Origin of the sequence: Bacillus sp. NPDC057893 (assembly GCF_042796455.1) — a bacterium.
GTDB lineage: Bacteria > Bacillota > Bacilli > Bacillales > Bacillaceae_G > Bacillus_A.
In genome coordinates this window covers 807,362-824,535 of sequence record NZ_JBHVNG010000001.1, presented here as the reverse complement: position 1 = coordinate 824,535, position 17,174 = coordinate 807,362, and the positions used below count along the sequence as shown (strand labels likewise).

At 35.1% G+C, this 17,174-nt stretch carries 14 protein-coding genes and 1 riboswitch; of the genes, 7 read left to right on the top strand and 7 right to left on the bottom strand.

Annotation, left to right across the window (positions count from 1 at the left end; translation table 11 throughout):
• Positions 1–143: 143 nt before the first annotated feature.
• The 3 genes from ACFVQC_RS04590 to metE all read left to right on the top strand — a co-directional run bounded on the left by ACFVQC_RS04590 (position 144) and on the right by metE (position 5,144).
• On the top strand, positions 144–1,685 hold the full coding sequence (locus ACFVQC_RS04590; RefSeq protein WP_002145976.1) for an MDR family MFS transporter: 1,542 nt from the start codon (positions 144–146) through the stop codon (positions 1,683–1,685).
• A 91-nt stretch (positions 1,686–1,776) separates the two neighbouring features.
• Positions 1,777–2,334, top strand: a complete 558-nt coding sequence (locus tag ACFVQC_RS04585; protein ID WP_377897519.1) for a PadR family transcriptional regulator — start codon at positions 1,777–1,779, stop codon at positions 2,332–2,334.
• A gap of 203 nt (positions 2,335–2,537) precedes the next feature.
• Positions 2,538–2,725, top strand: a riboswitch (cobalamin riboswitch).
• A gap of 130 nt (positions 2,726–2,855) precedes the next feature.
• Complete coding sequence (metE, locus tag ACFVQC_RS04580) at positions 2,856–5,144, top strand: 5-methyltetrahydropteroyltriglutamate--homocysteine S-methyltransferase (protein ID WP_377897517.1); 2,289 nt, start codon at positions 2,856–2,858, stop codon at positions 5,142–5,144.
• A gap of 40 nt (positions 5,145–5,184) precedes the next feature.
• Here the strand turns inward: metE and comJ are convergent, their stop codons facing one another.
• Entirely contained in the window at positions 5,185–5,574 is a 390-nt protein-coding gene (comJ, locus tag ACFVQC_RS04575; protein WP_219919867.1) for a competence protein ComJ, read from the bottom strand.
• Positions 5,575–5,613: 39 nt separating this feature from the next.
• Positions 5,614–6,048, bottom strand: coding sequence for a DNA-entry nuclease (nucA, locus tag ACFVQC_RS04570; protein WP_377897516.1), 435 nt, complete (start codon positions 6,046–6,048; stop codon positions 5,614–5,616).
• A gap of 236 nt (positions 6,049–6,284) precedes the next feature.
• Here nucA and ACFVQC_RS04565 point away from each other — a divergent pair, with 236 nt between their 5' ends.
• The gene (locus ACFVQC_RS04565) at positions 6,285–7,028 is read left to right on the top strand and encodes a DUF3967 domain-containing protein (RefSeq protein WP_377892809.1); all 744 of its coding nucleotides are present in this window, start codon (positions 6,285–6,287) and stop codon (positions 7,026–7,028) included.
• A gap of 59 nt (positions 7,029–7,087) precedes the next feature.
• Here ACFVQC_RS04565 and ACFVQC_RS04560 read toward each other — a convergent pair whose 3' ends face one another.
• Positions 7,088–8,362, bottom strand: a complete 1,275-nt coding sequence (locus ACFVQC_RS04560) for an ATP-binding protein (RefSeq protein ID WP_377892807.1) — start codon at positions 8,360–8,362, stop codon at positions 7,088–7,090.
• 309 nt (positions 8,363–8,671) lie between these two features.
• Here ACFVQC_RS04560 and ACFVQC_RS04555 point away from each other — a divergent pair, with 309 nt between their 5' ends.
• Together ACFVQC_RS04555 and ACFVQC_RS04550 are read left to right on the top strand one after the other, a co-directional pair.
• Positions 8,672–8,872 carry a hypothetical protein gene (locus tag ACFVQC_RS04555; protein ID WP_000929276.1) on the top strand — a complete coding sequence of 67 codons (201 nt, stop codon included), beginning with the start codon at positions 8,672–8,674 and terminating at the stop codon, positions 8,870–8,872.
• Positions 8,873–9,113: 241 nt separating this feature from the next.
• Positions 9,114–10,277 (top strand): aminotransferase A, encoded by a 1,164-nt coding sequence (locus ACFVQC_RS04550; RefSeq protein ID WP_377897514.1) that lies wholly within the window; start codon positions 9,114–9,116, stop codon positions 10,275–10,277.
• Between the two features lie 4 nt (positions 10,278–10,281).
• Here the strand turns inward: ACFVQC_RS04550 and malR are convergent, their stop codons facing one another.
• From malR to ACFVQC_RS04530, 4 genes are all read right to left on the bottom strand, one after another.
• Positions 10,282–11,313 (bottom strand): maltose operon transcriptional repressor MalR, encoded by a 1,032-nt coding sequence (malR, locus tag ACFVQC_RS04545; RefSeq protein WP_377892803.1) that lies wholly within the window; start codon positions 11,311–11,313, stop codon positions 10,282–10,284.
• Between the two features lie 282 nt (positions 11,314–11,595).
• Complete coding sequence (gene malD, locus ACFVQC_RS04540) at positions 11,596–12,438, bottom strand: maltosaccharide ABC transporter permease MalD (RefSeq protein ID WP_002145966.1); 843 nt, start codon at positions 12,436–12,438, stop codon at positions 11,596–11,598.
• Positions 12,439–13,740, bottom strand: a complete 1,302-nt coding sequence (gene malC / locus ACFVQC_RS04535; RefSeq protein WP_002199479.1) for a maltosaccharide ABC transporter permease MalC — start codon at positions 13,738–13,740, stop codon at positions 12,439–12,441. It lies immediately after the preceding gene.
• Between the two features lie 76 nt (positions 13,741–13,816).
• Positions 13,817–15,076, bottom strand: a complete 1,260-nt coding sequence (locus ACFVQC_RS04530) for an extracellular solute-binding protein (protein ID WP_377897513.1) — start codon at positions 15,074–15,076, stop codon at positions 13,817–13,819.
• A 324-nt stretch (positions 15,077–15,400) separates the two neighbouring features.
• Here ACFVQC_RS04530 and ACFVQC_RS04525 point away from each other — a divergent pair, with 324 nt between their 5' ends.
• Positions 15,401–17,161: an alpha-glycosidase gene (locus tag ACFVQC_RS04525; protein WP_377897512.1), complete on the top strand. Its 1,761-nt coding sequence runs from the start codon at positions 15,401–15,403 to the stop codon at positions 17,159–17,161.
• The last annotated feature ends 13 nt before the right edge of the window (positions 17,162–17,174 follow it).

The window sequence follows — 17,174 nt, the reverse complement described above, 5'->3', positions numbered from 1 at the left end:
TAATTTATGATTTCCATCCTTTATATCATGTCAATGCAATTTTTTATAAATGAAGAGGGAACGATACAAACTGTACATAAAGTTTGTACGCATTGCACTAAAAAACTTAAGTTAGTTTAATTTTCATTAAAGGAGGGCTATATTTGGAAGCACAACTTTCAAAAAAAGATTCAAGTAAAACAAAATTTGTTGTTGCTGGTTTACTACTTGGTATTCTAATGGCAGCAATGGATAACACAATCGTCGCAACTGCGATGGCAACGATTGTCGGAGACTTAGGAGGGTTCGACAAATTCGTTTGGGTCACATCTGCCTACATGGTAGCAACAATGGCCGGAATGCCTATATTCGGTAAGCTTTCTGATATGTACGGGCGGAAACGCTTTTATATTGGCGGACTAATTCTTTTCTTATTCGGTTCTGCACTTTGCGGGACAGCATCAAGTATTGAACAATTAAGTATTTATAGAGCCATTCAAGGAATTGGTGGCGGAGCTCTTATGCCTATCGCATTTACAATTATGTATGATATATTCCCGCCTGAAAAACGCGGGAAAATGACCGGACTATTTGGTGCTGTTTTCGGAACATCTAGTGTTTTCGGACCTTTGTTAGGTGCTTACATTACAGATTATATAAGTTGGCACTGGGTCTTCTATATTAATATTCCATTAGGACTTATTTCCTTCTTCTTCATTACTAAATACTATAACGAGTCTCTAGAATATAGAAAACAAAAAATTGACTGGGCTGGTGCCATTACACTTGTCATTAGTATCATTTGCTTAATGTTTGCCCTAGAACTTGGTGGTAAGGAATATGCATGGAACTCTAATGTGATTATTGGTTTATTTTCAACTGTTATTATTATGCTTATTATTTTCTTCTTCGTAGAAAGAAACGCAACCGAGCCTATTATTTCTTTCCATTTATTTAAAAAACCTTTATTTGCAGCTAGCCAAGGTGTTGCCTTTTTCTATGGCGCAGCTTTTATCATCTGTACAGTTTATATTCCAATCTTCGTTCAAGGTGTTCTCGGTGGTTCAGCCTCAAATGCTGGATTAATTTTGACACCTATGATGGTAGGATCTGTAATTGGAAGTCAAACTGGTGGACAGTTAGCTTCACGAACAAGTTATCGTAACATCATGATAGTATCTGGAGTTTTCTTCGTTCTTGGTATTTATTTACTAAGTACTTTAACAATGGAAACACCTCGTACACTCGTAACAATGTTTATGGTGCTTGCTGGACTTGGAGTTGGATTCTCCTTCTCAGTTTTAAGTATGGCATCTATTCACAAACTAGAAATGAGAGATCGCGGTTCTGCTACATCAACAAATTCATTCTTCCGTTCACTCGGTATGACTCTTGGTGTAACGATTTTCGGTACAATTCAAAATCATGTTTTCACTGATAAATTAAAAGCAGTCTTCCCTCCTGAACTAGCAAAAATGGCTCCTAAAGGTGGAGACACAAGCTTTTTATTATCACCAAATGCTACTGAAAAGCTACCTCCTGAAGTACTGAGCGGCATTAAGGAGGCTCTTGCAACATCTATTGCTAATACGTTCTTCTGGGCACTTATTCCGGCCGTACTAAGTATTATTTGTATTTTACTTATGGGAAATGAGCGCCTCTTCACAGGACCAAAAACGAAACAAAAACAAAAGAAAGTAAGTTAGTATAGAAAAAAGAAACGGCATATCCCTTTATGAAAAAGGATATGCCGTTTATAATATGTATAAAGTTTCTATATACAGGAGTTGAGACAGCATGAGTATGAAATTAGTCATTCTCGGCTTGCTACTCGAAGGAGATAAACATCCATATGAAGTGCAGCACATTATGAAAGAACGACACATGGATTGTTATATTAAATACGCAAAAGGATCACTGTACTACGCCTTCGAGCAATTAGAAAAGCAAGGCGCAATTCGCATTACAACTATTGTTCGAGATACGAATAGGCCAGATAAAAAAATCTTTCATATAACAGAAGAAGGTAAACGGCTATTTCACACGTTACTATTAAAACAGTTCGAAGCAAAAAACGAAATATATAAACCGATCTATTCAGCACTCTCTTTTGCTCATTTTGGTGATGACCGAGAGTTAGTTCCTATTTTAGAAAAAAAGAAAAATGATACCATTCAATATTTACATAAAATGCAAACTATATACGATTGTAGCAAAGGGAACATTCCACGTGCACAACTATACATTTTACAAAGCGTTATTGAGCATATTACCGTTGAATTACAATGGTTAAACACCCTCCTTACAGATGCAGTGGCAGGACGTCTTTCAGAAATTGATATTGATGAAGGTTAAGTTTCCGAAAAAGATACCCCTCTTCTTCGGAAACTTAACCACAATTTATTTCAATTCTCACACCTTTTCTCCACTTATAAAAATCAGAGTATTTAAAATAATAATTAATAAAAAAACTTTTGAATTTTCTAATTTTAAAACAGTAGACAAAATTCGAAAAATTGTGTTAGAATTTGTTTCAATATCATATCGCTTGTTAAATTCCTTTCAAAAGGAAAATAGGTACACGGAAATTTCGTTTCGTGTTTAAAAGGGAAGCTTGGTGAAACTCCAACACGGTCCCGCCACTGTAAATGCTGAGATTTCTTTTTGGTACCACTGTGAAAACGGGAAGGTGAAAGAAATTATATAAAGCATAAGTCAGGAGACCTGCCTGTTTTAACAACACTGATAGACTCACGGATGATGATGAGGTGTTAAAAACAAAAAGGAAGGCTTATTTTTCTATGCCTTTATGCTTTTTGTTATAGGTATTTCCGAGTAAACGGAAATGCTTACTTTCAATTAGGGAGGAATTTAAAATGGCAATTCAAACAAGTAACTTAGGTTATCCACGTATCGGACTACAACGAGAGTGGAAAAAAACATTGGAAGCTTTTTGGTCCAATAAAATTGATGAAGAACAATTTTTAACGACAATGAAAGAAATTCGCCTTCAACACGTCAAAGTACAGCAAGAAAAAGGAATTGAATTAATTCCAGTTGGCGATTTTACATATTATGACCACGTTCTGGATACGGCCTACATGTTAGGATTCATCCCGTCACGTTTTTCAGAGTTTACCTCTTACCTTGATGTATATTTTGCAATGGCACGCGGCTCTAAAGATCACGTTGCTTCTGAAATGACAAAATGGTTTAACACAAACTATCATTACATTGTTCCTGAATATGAAGAAGGATTACAAATCTCTTTAAAAGACAATCGCCCTCTTCGTTTATATGAAGAAGCGAAAAAAGAGTTAGGCGTTGATGGAAAACCAGTTATTTTAGGACCTTATACATTCCTAAAACTAGCAAAAGGTTATAACGAAGAGCAATTTCCCACTATTTTAAAAGAGCTAGTTGCACCTTATGTACAATTATTCTCTGAATTGCACGCAGCTGGAGCACAAATTATTCAAGTTGACGAACCAATCTTTGCATCCTTAACAAAAGATGAAATTAATCAAGCGAAAGAACTTTACGAAGCTATTCATAAAGAAGTTCCGAATGCTAATCTTCTTCTACAAACATATTTTGATAGTGTAGAAGAGAACTATGAAGAAATCATTACATTCCCTGTTTCTGGTATTGGATTAGACTTTGTTCATGGCAAAGAAGGTAATGTAAATGCTATTTCAAAATATGGATTCCCAGCTGATAAAATTTTAGCTATCGGTTGTATAGATGGCCGTAACATTTGGAGAGCTGATCTTGATGATGTACTTTCTTTATTTACAACATTACAAAATCAAATCACAGCAAAAGGTTTAATTGTTCAACCTTCTTGTAGCTTATTGCATACTCCAATCGATAAAACGGGAGAAACCCAATTAGCAACTGAATTATTTGATGCACTTGCATTTGCTAATCAAAAATTAGAAGAACTAGTCCTTATCCATTCTGCTCTTACTAAAGGTGTAGAAAGCATAAGTAGCGATTTGACAACATATCGTAATGCACATCATGCAATCCGCTCATCAGCTGCACGTAATCGTGAAGATGTAAAAGTGGCACGTACATCACTTAAAGAAGATGATTTCTCACGTCCTCTTCCATTTGAAAAACGATATGAACTACAGCAAGTAGCTTTACAATTACCGTTGTTACCAACAACAACTATCGGTAGCTTCCCGCAAACATCTGAAGTTCGTCAAATACGTAAACAGTGGCGTAACGGCGATATTACAAATGAACAATATAATCAATTCATTGAACAAGAAACTGCAAAGTGGATTCGTTACCAAGAAAATATTGGTCTTGATGTACTAGTACATGGTGAATTCGAAAGAACTGACATGGTGGAATATTTTGGTGAAAGACTTGCTGGTTTCTCCTTTACTAAAAACGGATGGGTACAATCATACGGTTCTCGCTGCGTAAAACCACCTGTTATTTATGGTGATGTTGCCTTTATAAGTGGAATGACTATTAAAGAAACTGTATATGCACAAAGCTTAACAGAGAAAGTAGTAAAAGGTATGCTCACTGGACCTGTCACTATTTTAAATTGGTCATTCGTTCGAAATGATATTTCAAGAAAAGAAGTTTCATATCAAATTGCATTAGCACTTCGTCATGAAATTGAATTACTTGAATCTTCCGGAATTAGAGTAATCCAAGTCGATGAGCCTGCACTTCGTGAAGGTATGCCGTTAAAAGAAAAAGATTGGGATGCATACATTACATGGGCAGTTCAATCATTCCTGTTAGCAACATCTTCTGTAGAAAATGAAACACAAATTCATACTCATATGTGTTACAGTAACTTCGAAGATATTGTAGATGCAATTCGTGCATTAGATGCAGATGTTATTTCTATCGAAACATCAAGAAGTCATGGAGAATTTATTAATACATTAAAACATACAACATATGAAAAAGGAATTGGTCTAGGTGTATATGATATTCATAGCCCACGTGTCCCAAGTAAAGATGAAATGTTCACAATCGTAGAACAATCTTTACAAGTATGTGATCCTAAATATTTCTGGATTAATCCAGACTGTGGTTTAAAAACACGAAGAACTGAGGAAGTTATACCTGCTTTAGAGCACATGGTTCAGGCAGCAAAAGACGCTCGTTCTCTCCTAAAAACAAACGCATAATAAAAAACGTGTTATCCTTCAAAAAGGATAACACGTTTTTTTATTCTACACTCTCAAAATAGAAGTCGTATTGTACTTTATACAATTCATCGTCTGTTGGCTCTTCAAGAGGAGTTGCCTGCAAGACTACCATATATTCCCCGTTCGGAATAGGAATATGAAATTTATTAGAAAGAATACTTGTTATATATACTTCTTCATTCTTCACTGTGAAAGGAACTGATATCGTTCTAACCACTTCTTCTTTCTCAATATGATTTCCGCAAGTAACTTCTACTTCACAAGTATAGTCAGAGATTGCTTCAAAAATAATAGCTCCATCCACCTCAGCATAGCCTCTTTCAAAATCTTCAGGAGTCCAATCTACATAAGGCTGCTGACCATCATAATTCATTATCATTAATTGCGAATATGAAATTGTTAATTCCATAACTACCCCTCTCCTCCACTATGAAATGTATGCCAATTACTATTTCACTTCAAATTTCACACGCGTACCATCTGGATATTTGTCTAGCTTATTCCCTACCCAAGAACCTGCACCGCGGTTATCTGCTGGACTTATATATTCAATATGGGCTCCTTTTCCGCCTTCCTTACACATCGCCATCGGCCATTCATCACGATCATAACCTTTCTTCGTCGGATATGGCGCTAACGATAATTTCCTTCTATCCGCTGCACCATTACGATCAATTGTGCACATTTCTGAATGCCCTTCTTTTATAGCATCCGTTATATGTTTCCCGGTCTCTGGATATCGTTCTTTCGGGAACTCTAGAATTTGATCATACGTAGTTGTTTTTTTAGTACTTGTCTCCTCTGGCACAAGTACTTCATATACCGCTATCAAAAGAGAAAGAATTGCAATAATTGAAATGATAATACCTTTAAATTGCTTCATGTGTACCTCCGTGTTCCTACCAATTTCTTTTCCTCAGTTATTATAACAAACTTCTTCTACGTATGTTTTCAGACATTATTTTAGCTCTTCCTCTCCATTTCGCCAAAAACATTCATTTTTCCTCATCTTTTCACTAATGCTGTAGAAAACTAATAACCTTCCGACATTCTTTTTCAAAGGAAGTCCTCATAAAAGATTGAAATGATATATACGATACTTTTTGGGGAGGAACTATCATGGAAGCTATTTATAAGACGAAAGATGTTACAAATAAAACAGGTATCCCAAAACATATAGTCCGAAAATATAGCCAACTCTTAGAGGAACACGGTTATATCATTTCCAAAACAGCTGATGCTCGTATTTATAAATTGGATGATTTAAAACTATTGAAATCTATACATGAAAGAGCTGCTACATTACAAGAAGACATTTCAGAAACAATACCTATTATTTTAAAAGAAAGAGAGGCCCCACCTGTACCTGTTATTCAAGATAAACAAGAGATACAACCGAAAGAAGATGGACGTAACTTTGAGGAGTTCATGTTAAAACTTGAAATGCTTGCTCAATTAAATGAAGCAATTATTCATCAAAACTCTACTCTCATTACACAAAATCGTTTAAAAGACGAGAAATTAGATGAACTAATGCAACAAGTTTATGTAAAAGAAGGCTCTCAGGAAAAAATGTTACAAGAGCTAGTTGTTCATGCCGCCGAAACAGATGCACTCCAAAAAGAAAAGATGGACTTATTAATGAATCATATGTATAAGCGAGAATCCAAACAAGAAGAAAAAATGAATAAACTTGTCAATCAAATTTACAATAAAGATAGCAACCGCGATGCACAACTTATGCAAGTTATTCGCGAAATTCAAGAAACAAAAAAATTAGTCGCCGCTTCAAAAGAGCAAAGCTTCTTTCAATCATTTAAAAGTTTATTCGTTCGAACAAAACAAGATAAAATAAATGAATGAAATTTCGTATATTTTTCTAATGCAAGATAAAATAAAAAGTTACCTTCTACCGGTAACTTTTATTCCTTATATCGTACAGCTGGCAATATAATAATAGCTTCAGTTCCTTTTCCACTTTCACTTTTATATTCCAATGTACCATTATGCGCTTGTAAAATACTAAATGTTACCATAAGACCTAATCCTGTTCCTTTTTCTTTTAAAGAATAATACGGTTGTCCAAGCCTTACTAACTGTTCTTTTGTCATTCCAACACCACTATCTTTAACTCTTATTATTATCATTTCATCTTTTTGAATAGCTGTTACTTTTAAATACCCTTTGTTTCCTTGAATTGCTTCAATACCGTTTTTAACAACATTCATAATAGCTTGCTTCAATTTCGTCTTATCGCCGATAGTATAAAGGCTCTCAGAAATCTCAACTTGCAAATAAACGCCCTGCATCGCTGCAAATGATGACATAAGAGTTGTCATTTCAATTAATTGTGCTGATAAACAAATATGTTCTTTTTTTTCAATTTGAGGCCTTGCTAAATTTAAATAATCTGAAATAATCTGTTCAGCACGATCCAGTTCAGCTAATACGAGACGCATATAATCTTTGTTTTTTACCTCTTCCGTACTCTCTAGCAATTGAATAAACCCTCGTACAACAGTGAGAGGGTTTCGAACTTCATGTGCAACACTTGCAGCTAACTCACTAACAATATTAAGTTTTTCTGATTTTTGCATTTCTGTACGCAATAATGCATTTTCATTTAAATACTCAGTCAAATACACTTGAAATACCATTGTCATAACCATAATAAGTGATGCAAATATATACCCACTATATAGATTAGATATGTACGGTGTAAAACCTGTTTCTAAAAGGACATTCAACATCCCGACTACTAATGAAACAAGAACATAAAATGATGCAATCATAAAAGCTAATATTAGCTTCTTATCTCTTGAAAACAGAGACCATTTCTTTGACAAAAACAATGGAATTATCGAAAGAAATATAACTTCTACGATAGGCAACCAACTGAGCCCCTTAAAAATCCATTCATATGCAACAAAAATAATGGCAGGGATGAGTCCAACAATCCCACCATATAAAAAACCACTAACAATTGGGATTGGATGAAAATTGTATCCGCAAACAGTACCAAAACAAATAGAGTATGTCATGGAGAGAACGAGTGTAACGCTAGATAAAAACATAATAAAGTAGCGATTAGGCTTCGGAAGCATTTCTTGATAACGATTTAAACGAATCGCTTCATATAAAAATAGTGGTAAAATAATGATGGCAATTTGGATCATTAAATCACGAATCAGCTCCATAGCCTCTCATCCCCTATATGTATTTTGATATGATTATATCATTTTATAAGTATATTTGTTTTAAAATTTTGATTTTTCTTAACATTTTTGTTAATTATTTGTTAACAACTAATAATAAATGTTACAAATTTCCGAAATGATTGTAAACCCTGTACCAAATTTCCTTCGTGCAGTATACAATGAATACGGATTACAAAGAAAATAAAAAACACTTCACTAGACGGACAACTATCGCAAAATACAGCATATAATCCATACTATCTATGTTTACAAATAAGTGATCATTACTTTAGTAGGAGGAAGATAAATATGGCGGGTACTACGCTTGTTTTAAAAGAAGAAAATTTGGTTGTGCTAGAAAACGTTGAAAAATCAGTATACGAAGAATTGCAACATAAAGCAGGGGACGAAGACTGTACATGTGCTGTAAATGAATCCGTTGTCCATCTTGGCAAAGTATCTTCCGTACTTTGGAACGAAGATGAAATAGATTGGGAATACGGTTATTAAAAAGTCGCTTGCAGCGGCTTTTTTTGTTTATGCTTAAACAAATGGAGTGAAACTTTAATTAACTCACACAGCTTATACTCTTATGGACATTTGAATCCTCACATAATTTCTTACTTCCACTGAATTTTAAGATACGATTCTTATCTTTCACAAATAGCGGGGGAAATTTTATAAACAAAGCGTAATAGTTAAAAATATGATAAAATGAACTTAATTTTCAAACGGAAGAAAGGGAGATACAATGGAACAATTCATTAATCCTAGAGTGAAGGACATCCAAATTTCTGGAATCCGTCAGTTCTCTAACATGATTCAAAACTATGATAATCTCATCTCTTTAACAATTGGGCAACCCGACTTCCCTACACCTTCTTTAGTAAAAGAAGCTGCTAAACGGGCCATTACAGAAAATTATACAAGCTATACACACAACGCTGGTTTATTAGAATTACGTGAGGCGGCTTGTAACTTTGTAAAAGATAATTACGATTTACACTATTCACCTGAAAACGAAACCATTGTTACAATCGGCGCTAGTGAAGCGATTGATGTTGCATTCCGAACTATTTTAGAACCAGGAACGGAAGTAATTTTACCTGCTCCTATTTATCCAGGCTACGAGCCTATTATTCGACTATGCGGTGCAACGCCTATTTTTATAGATGTTCGTGAAACTGGATTTCGTTTAACAGCTGAAGCATTGCAAAATGCAATTACAGAACGAACAAGATGCGTCGTTTTGCCGTATCCTTCTAATCCAACTGGTGTTACCCTATCAAAAGAAGAATTACAAGATATTGTATCTGTCTTAAAAGATAAAAATATTTTCGTTCTTTCTGATGAAATTTATAGCGAACTAGTATATGAAGGGCAACACACATCTATTGCTCAATTCCCAGAAATGCGTGAGAAGACTATTGTCATTAATGGCTTAGCCAAATCACATTCTATGACAGGATGGCGTATTGGATTTTTATTTGCTCCTAATTATTTAGCAAAGCATATTTTAAAAGTTCATCAATATAATGTGACATGCGCTAATTCAATCGCCCAACATGCTGCAATTGAAGCGTTAACAGCTGCTAAAGATGCACCTAAGATGATGCGTCATCAATATAAAAAGCGCCGTGATTACGTATATAATAGACTCATTCAAATGGACTTAACAGTCGAGAAGCCAACGGGTGCATTTTATTTATTCCCATATGTCGGAAACTTAACATCTTCATCATTTGATTTTGCACTTAATCTTGTAAAAGAAGCTGGGCTGGCCGTCGTTCCTGGAACGGCATTTTCTGAATATGGTGAAGGCTACCTTCGCCTTTCCTATGCTTATAGTATGGAAACTTTAAAAGAAGGCTGCGACCGTTTAGAAGCCTTTCTAAAGCAAAAAGCTAAGAGTTAAACTCTTAGCTTTTTGTTTTATACTGATCACAAGTTTGACGCTTCAATAATTTATGCGGAATAATAATGCATTTTGAAGTAGACTCAGAATGCTCTACCTTATCAACTAAAGCTTTTGCCGCTTCATACCCTAATTGATAAATATTCACATCAACTGTTGAAAGCGGTGGACTAGCAATTTCTGATAATAAAGCATTGTTAAAACTTACAATAGAAACATCTTTCGGTACAACAAATCCTTTTTTAGAAAGCGCACTTAACACGCCAAGTCCAATTAAATCATCCGTTGCCATAATTGCCGTCGGTGGTTGCTTTAGTCCCATTAATTCCTCAACAGCCTGTTGACCACTCTCTCTTGAAAAATCAAAGTGTAAAATATACTCTTTCGGTAATATAATATCTGCTAGTTTTAAAGCATCACTCATACCTGCCAAACGATCTCTCGTTACAAGTAAATCTGATCCACCGCCGATGAACGCGATTTGTTTATGGCCTAATGAAATCAAATATTCCGCTACTTCTCTTGCTGCTGTATAATTGTCATTATCTACATATGTAATTTCATCTTTTCGATCATATGGTTTTCCAATCAATACAAACGGGAATTTTTGATTATGCAAATACTGAATAATCCGGTCATTTTCTCTTGAATATAAAAGAATAATTCCACCAATTTGACGCCCTTGTACCATTTTTACAACACCATTAAAAATTTCGTCTTCCGTTTCACCTGTCGACATATAAAGCGCATACCCTTCCATATGTGCAAATGAGCTAATTCCTCTTATAACTTCCGGGAAAAACGGATTTTGAAAAGCTTTACTTGCTGAGCTCGGCATAACGAGCCCAAGCGTTTTCGTTGTTTGATTTGCAAGGTTTCTTGCATTTAAATTTGGGTGATAGCCTAGTTCACTCATCACTTTTCGAACACGGCGCTTTGTCTTTTCACTTATACTTGGATTATCAGCAATTACACGGGAAACTGTCGATGGTGCAACATTTGCCTTCTTCGCCACATCTTTAATTGTAACTGTCATAAAAATCCCCCCTCTCACTTCTCTGCCATATTTCATATATTGTTATCTTGCAATCGTTGCAAGTAATAGGAGAAACCGCAAACTTTCATCACTTCGTTCTATCTTGCAAAAATTATTATCTTCTCCCTCTCCATGTATTGTAAGGGATATAGCTTTATTTTCCTATACTATAATATACTATTTATTTCACATCTTTTCGCATGTGATGTCAAATCTCTTTTCATCTCCCTACAAATTTTTTATAGGGAGATGAAAAGAGAAATGGGACGTAATGTCCCATTTTCATCCTTTCGTACCTCCAGCTGTTAAACCGGAAACAAAATATTTTTGCAGCGATAAGAATAAAATAGAAATCGGAATTGCAATTAATACTGAGCCAGCTGCAAATGTCGTAAATTCATTACCAAATTTTTTCGCTACCATTTCATATAGTCCAACTGCTAAAGTATAATTTTCCGGTGTGCGCAAAATAATACTCGCTAAAATGAAATCTGTAAATGGACCGATGAAAGTGAATAAAGCTACAACCGCTACGATTGGTTTTGCAAGCGGCATAATGATTTGCCAGAAAATACGGAAATGCCCTGCTCCATCCATTCGAGCTGATTCATCCAACTCTTTCGGAATCGTATCAAAATACCCTTTCATAAGCCATGTATTCATCGGAATTGCTCCGCCCACATAAATTAAAATTAATGCAAGATGTGTATCAAGTAATCCTGTTAACTGAGCTAATATATATAGTGCGATTAACGCTGCAAAATTCGGGATCATTTGCAGAATTAAAAATGTTAATAAACCATTCTTTCTTCCAACAAAACGATATCTCGAAAATGCATAAGCAGTAAAGCTAATGGCTAGCACAGAGAAAATCATCGTCATTACGCTAACTTTTAAAGTATTTTTATACCAAAGTAAGTAGTTACTTGAATCGAGATCAAGTAGCTTGCGATAATGATCTAACGTGGCATTTTCCGGAATAATACTTGACCCAGATAAACTATCCCCTGGATTAAACGATGAGCCAATTATCCATAATAATGGATAGAAAATAATCGCACACATTATGAAGATAACTAAATAACTTAATGAAAGACGTAACATCTTTTGTCGTTTAATATTCATTTACATCATATCCTCTTCTTGGAATGATTTTGTTCTCTTAAATTGCCATAACGCAACTGTAATAACAATTAACGATAAAATCATTGTAAGAGCTGCTGCTTTTCCGTACTGAGCCGAAGTCATCGTTAACTTATAGATCCATGAAATTAAAATATCCGTTCCACCCGCATTTTGTCCAGACACAGCAGGTCCCCCGCTATTAAATAGATAAATAATACTAAAATTATTAAAGTTAAACGTATATTGCGTAATTAATATTGGCGCTGTTGCATATAAAACAAGTGGCAATGTAATTTTGCGGAACTGTTGCCAAGCTGTTGCTCCATCTACTGTAGCCGCTTCATATAATTCTCCTGGAATCGATTGCAATATACCTGTTGTCATTGCAAAGACGAACGGGAAACCGAGCCACGTTTGAATCATAATTAAAGCCATCTTCGCCCAAAACGGGTCTGTCATCCAAGCAATCTTTTCAATCCCGAATAAAGCTAATACTTGGTTATTAATTGCTCCAAATGTTTCATTAAACATACCAGCAAATACAAGAATAGATACGAATGCTGGAACAGCCCACGGTAAAATAAAGATTGTTCGAATAATTGCCTTCCCTTTAATACCAGGCTGATTTACGATAATCGCTAAAAAAATACCAAGTGCAACTTGTAACGTTGTTGCAACAAACGTCCAAATGACAGTCCAAGAAAATACACTTAAAAATGTATCTCTCCACATTGGTAACGTGAAAATATCAATAAAGTTTTTAAAGCCCACCCAATCTACTAATTTAGCTGGAGGAGAGTGGTATAAATCATAATTCGTAAATCCAATTAAAATTACGAAAATGATTGGGAAAACAACAACAAAGATAAGCAATAGAAAACCTGGTGAAACCATTAAATATGGAAAACCTTGATCTAATAAGTTACGATATTGCTCTTTTACAGAGTTTAATGGCGTTCCTATATCACGTTTTTTCCCATTTTGATATGCATCATATAAGTTAAATGCATATATCCCTAGACCAAACACAACGACGATTAGTGCCAAAATCCCTTCTACTAATAGAAAGACCGAATGGTCACGTGGAACTTCTGTACCAAGCGTTACAATTCCCCATAATCCTATATTTAACAAATCAGCAAATGCTACAATAAATGAACCTGTTAATACTAGAAAAATAAGACCTTTTACAAATTGTTTATTATATAGTTGACCAATACCTGGAATGATTGATAACATGGTCGCCATTTTCCTATGCTTTGAACCGTTTAACTCTTTCTCTGGTTCCATAGATGTTTGCATGTTCCTTCCCCCTTTTTTCTTCCTACTTGGAAGGGAGAGAATTCGTGCCTCTTATATTAGAAGCACGAATTTCACCTTATTTTTTCTTACTATGATTTGCCTCAATATTACCTTTAATTTGTTTCACTGCATTATCAAGTGCGGATTTTGGTGCTTCTTTATCTGATACAACTAATTGAAGCGCATCCCCAGCTGGTTTCCAAACTTCCTGCATTTCTGGAATATTCGGCATTGGAATTCCATTTTCCGATTGCGTTGCAACTGCTTTTGCAGCTTCGTTATCTTTAATGATTGGATCTTCCATTACTGATTTTACTGGCGGAATTTCTTTCGTTTTCTCAAATCGAATTTTCGCATTTTCTTCATTTGTAACCCACTCAGTGAATTTTGTAGCTAAATCATTTTGTTTAGAGAAGCTTGTTACATGCCATCCTTTTACACCAACGAACGTTTTCATCGGTTGACCATTTGGTAATTTTGGCATTGGAGCAACACCATAATCAATTCCAGCCTTTTCCATCGCTTGGAATGCCCATGGACCATTCATAATAGATGCTGCTTTTCCTTCATTAAATAATCCATCTGCAGCTGAACCACCAGATTCACCGATAATACCTTTCGGGAATAACTTTTCTTTGTACCATTTTTGAATATAATCAGCACCTTGTACTGCACCGCTATTATTTAAACCGATATCATTTGCATTTGGTTTTCCGTCTTTCTCACCAAATACATAGCCGCCCATACCTGCCATAAATGCATTAGCGAAGTAGAAGTTATCTCCTAGTGCTAAAAATCCGTACTTGCCATCCTTCGTAAAGTCTTTTGAGAAGTTAAACAGCTCATCCATCGTTTCAGGTGCTTTTTGCATCAATTTTTTATTATAAATAAAGATTGGTGTTTCAATTGCTTTTGGTAAACCGTATAATTTTCCGTTATACGTTTGTGCTTCTATTGATAAATCTGTAAATTTACTTTTTACTGTATCATCCACTTTCACTTCTGAAAGTAGCCCTTCTGTTACCGCATTACCAATATGATCATGTGGCAATGTTACAACATCTGGCCCTGTGCCAGCTGGACCGTCGAGACGAAGTTTTTCTATTTGTTTCGTCATCTGAACCTCTTCAACTTTTACTTTTACATTATATTTCTTTTCAAAACTTTTCACTGCTGGCTCTAGACCCACACCTTTTTTCTCATCTTCCCAAACGAGAAGATCATAATCTTTCTTCTCTTTACTTACTTCCTTTTTCCCTGAATCTTTCGGTCCACATGCAGATAACATACCGATTGACAATGCTGAAATCGTTAATAGTGATAATGCTTTCTTCATCCCAAAAACCTCCCTAAATTGTCTATGTACCCTTTAATTGAAAACGCTTGCATTAGATAGTTTAATAGAAGCGCAAACAATATCTCAAATCTATGAAAACGTTTGCGCTATTTGTCTATCATTATACATCCTTTTATTCATTTTGCAAATATTAATTTTCAAAATAATCTTATCATACTCTTTATTCATTGACTTTACATAAAATGAATACTACTCTTATAAGCAATATTAAAGTTATGTGGAAGGCAATCGTTTGCAACATAATTTTTATTATTTCATTTACGGGAACTATATGTATAGAGATATTAAAGGGGGATTTTCTATATGCTTAAAGAAGCGATCTATCATAGGCCAAAAGATAATTATGCATACGCTTACGATGAAAAAACAATTCACATCCGAATACACACAAAAAGGGATGATGTTCACAGCGTCGCTCTCATCTACGGCGATCCGTACGAATGGCAAGATGGGAAATGGATTACAGCGAGTACACCGATGAAAAAAAACGGATCTACTGAGTTATTTGATTATTGGTCGGTTTCAATCAAACCAAAATTTAAACGCTTACGTTATGGATTCGAATTAAAAAACGACGTAGAAACTCTTATTTATACAGAACGAGGATTTTTTTCTAATATTCCAAATGACGATGTCGGTAACTTTTTCTGCTTTCCATTCATTCATGCAAAAGACGTTTTCAGGGCACCATCCTGGATTAAAGACACAGTATGGTATCAAATTTTCCCGGAACGATTCGCTAACGGGGATAGTACATTAAATCCAGCAAACACCCTTTCTTGGAGCAGTGCAGAGCCAACTGCTACTAATTTTTTCGGAGGTGATTTTGCTGGTATTCTTCAAAATCTTGATTACCTTGTGAAGCTTGGAATCTCTGGCATTTATTTCACTCCTATTTTCAAAGCTCATTCGAATCATAAATATGACACAATTGATTACATGGAAATCGCCCCACAATTTGGGACGAAAGAAACGTTCAAAGAACTCGTTCAGGCGTGTCATAAACATGGTATAAAAGTAATGCTCGACGCTGTTTTTAATCATAGCGGATACTTCTTTGATAAATTTCAAGACGTGCTGGACCAAGGCGAGAATTCCGCCTATAAAGATTGGTTCCATATTCATGAGTTTCCAATTATAACCGAGCCACTTCCTAACTATGATACTTTCGCATTTACACCATATATGCCTAAATTAAATACGGCACATCCAGATGTTAAAGAATATTTACTTGAAGTAGGTCGTTATTGGGTAAGCGAATTCCATATAGATGGTTGGCGCCTTGATGTAGCAAATGAAGTCGATCACAGTTTTTGGAGAGAATTCCGAAGTGAAATAAAAGCATTAAATCCTGAAGTATATATTTTGGGAGAAATTTGGCACGATGCACTCCCATGGCTACAAGGGGATCAATTTGATGCTGTAATGAGTTATCCTGTTACAAACGCTCTACTTTCTTACTTTGCTAACGGTTCCATTAAAGCAAGTGAATTTATGAAACAAATTACAGAATCTCTACATTCCTACTCTATGAATGTAAATGAAGCTGCATTTCATTTATTAGACAGTCATGACACACCAAGAATTTTAACAACATGTAACGGGGATAAAAATAAGTTAAAGTTACTCTATGTATTCCACCTTTCTTTCATCGGTTCTCCTTGTATTTATTACGGTGATGAAATCGGTATGGATGGCGGCATGGACCCTGATTGCCGTAAATGTATGATTTGGGATATAAACGAACAAGATCATGTATTATTTACACATATACAAACATTAATTTCATTACGGAAACAATATAAAGCATTTGGAGGACATGGCACTTTCAAATTCATCGAAGCAAATGATGAACATAATTATATTTCTTATACGAAGACATATGAAGATGAAACTATCTTTTTCGTTTTAAATCCTACTAACGATGAAATTACAGCTTCACTCCCTAGTCATATTACAGGAAAAAAAATAGTCAATATATATACAAACGAAGAATTTTCAGCGGAAGCAAGTATATTACAAGTTACACTTCCACCATATGGATTCTCCATATTAAAATGGTAATCGAAAAAGCCTT